We start from the raw sequence: 1965 nt of genomic DNA on the forward strand, positions 1-1965 counted from the left end.
ATCGCCCATGCCGGGCGCACAGCAAAAAATGGTTCAGCCATCGGCTTGAACCCTTTTTCAGTATCCCAATATATTCCTCAAGCTATAGCGGAAGGCGCTTTCGTCTGAATATGATTACTCCGCCTGCAAAAAGGGCGACGATAATGGTAATGTATATCAGGTTTACGCTAACCATGCTTTCCCCTGCCACAAGCTTGACCGGATCATAGAATCCGTATATGGATGCCTTTTTGATCAGGCTTCCTTCTTCGGATACTCCGCCAAGCATCTTCATGAGAAGGAAGGCTATGGGTATGCCCGCACCAAAAAGCAGCGAGAACTTAGTGTCATTGAACAGGCAGGAGAAGAAGAAGCTGATCATCATCACCGACATGTTGACTAGCATGGTCGTAAGGTTGAGCCTCATGAACTGTCCCACATCCAGCATGCCTGGAAACATTACGGTACTCAAAAGAACCCCGGCTCCAAATATAAAAGTCATCAGAGCTGCAACAGATGCAATGGCATAAAGTCCCTGTGTAACGATTATCCTTACCCTTGAATTGGGTGTGGACAGAAGATATGCAAATGAGCTGTTGTCCACCATCTTGGCAACCAGCCTGTTGCCAAGGATCACGCAATATACCAATGGGAATCCAAGCATAAGCAGACCATAAAGCCAGCTGGCGAGATATCCTGTAAGGTTTGTTACGATGCTTTCAAATCCCATGGCCTTCATTAGTTCAGGAGGAAAAAGCTCTATCATCGAACTGAGAAGCTCCATATCATCAGGATTGTACATGGATAACATGACTGTCATGTACATGCTCAGGACCCCAACAAAGATCATAAGAAGCACCCAGTTTCTCTTCAAGGTATTCTTGAAAAGTGTCATGCTCATCTATTTCCCCTCCTTTCCGTAATACTGCATGAAGATATCCTCAAGGGACTGGTTCCTGGCATCGAAGGCAATCACCTTGAACCTGGCACAGGTCTTGATCAGTGAATCAACATTCTCTCCTGTAACGATGACCTCAATCCTGTCCCTGTCGACAAGTGAAGCCTCGAAACCAGCTGATTTAAGCTGCCCCGCAAGCTCTGCCCCTTCAGCGCACCTGATTGAAAAGCCCTTTCTCTGTGAATCCTTGAGCGTCTGGACATCCGCCTGCTTCACAATCCTTCCGTCCTTGATGATTAGGACGTTGTCGCAGACTTTCTCGACCTCCTCAAATATATGGCTGGACATGAGGATTGTCTTTCCTTTAGCCTTCTCCTCGGCCATGACTTCAAGGAACCTGTTCTGCATGAGAGGGTCAAGGCCGCTGGTCGGTTCGTCAAGGATCAGGACCTTTGGATCATGCATAAGAGCTGTCACAATTGCTAGCTTCTGCTTCATGCCTTTCGAGAATTTCCTGATTTTCCCCTTGGGGTCGAGCTCAAACATTTCTAGCAGCTGTTTCTGCCTTTTGTTATCCTTCGTACCCCTCATCTCTCCCATGAACCTCAGGAATTCAGCCCCGCTCATGTCTTCCAGGAATGTTATTTCACCGGGGATATATCCCAGCGTCTTTTGTATCGCTGCTGCTTCTTTGGTACAATCAAGTCCTCCTATGGAACATGAGCCCCTGTCTGGATCCATGAATCCAAGAAGCGCCCTTATCGTAGTAGTCTTCCCTGCACCGTTCGGACCAAGGTATCCCATGAGAATCCCTTCCTCCACCTTGAAATCAAGGTCAAAGACACCCTTTCCGCTTGGATAAGTTAGCGTAAGCCCCTTTACCTCTATCATCGCGATCCCCTTTCAAGCAAACGTATAGAATATTCAGAGACATCCAATCTTGTCTGCATATACTAATCCTATACCCATTTGAAAGTTCATGATAGCGATTTGCAGAAGCAACCGGTTAATGTTTTGTAAAATTTCAACTCTCCCCCATTCTGCGGGGTCAGTGAGCTTAAGTCCTCAATCGGGTAGGACCCCGCTGA

Annotated in this window: 2 protein-coding genes; both read right to left on the bottom strand. The window is 47.1% G+C overall.

Annotated elements, in window-relative coordinates:
* Window positions 1–82 precede the first annotated feature (82 nt).
* On the bottom strand, window positions 83–880 hold the full coding sequence (locus T472_RS06575) for an ABC transporter permease subunit (protein WP_023387651.1): 798 nt from the start codon (window positions 878–880) through the stop codon (window positions 83–85).
* Window positions 881–1768 carry an ABC transporter ATP-binding protein gene (locus tag T472_RS06580; RefSeq protein WP_023387650.1) on the bottom strand — a complete coding sequence of 296 codons (888 nt, stop codon included), beginning with the start codon at window positions 1766–1768 and terminating at the stop codon, window positions 881–883.
* Window positions 1769–1965: the final 197 nt, after the last annotated feature.

Source organism: Youngiibacter fragilis 232.1, from assembly GCF_000495435.3.
GTDB classification, from domain to species: domain Bacteria; phylum Bacillota; class Clostridia; order Clostridiales; family Clostridiaceae; genus Youngiibacter; species Youngiibacter fragilis.

Bases quoted from the DNA above. Each gene is read 5' to 3' on its own strand.
- T472_RS06580 (WP_023387650.1), bottom strand. From the start codon at position 1,768: ATGATAGAGGTAAAGGGGCTTACGCTAACTTATCCAAGCGGAAAGGGT.
- T472_RS06575 (WP_023387651.1), bottom strand. From the start codon at position 880: ATGAGCATGACACTTTTCAAGAATACCTTGAAGAGAAACTGGGTGCTT.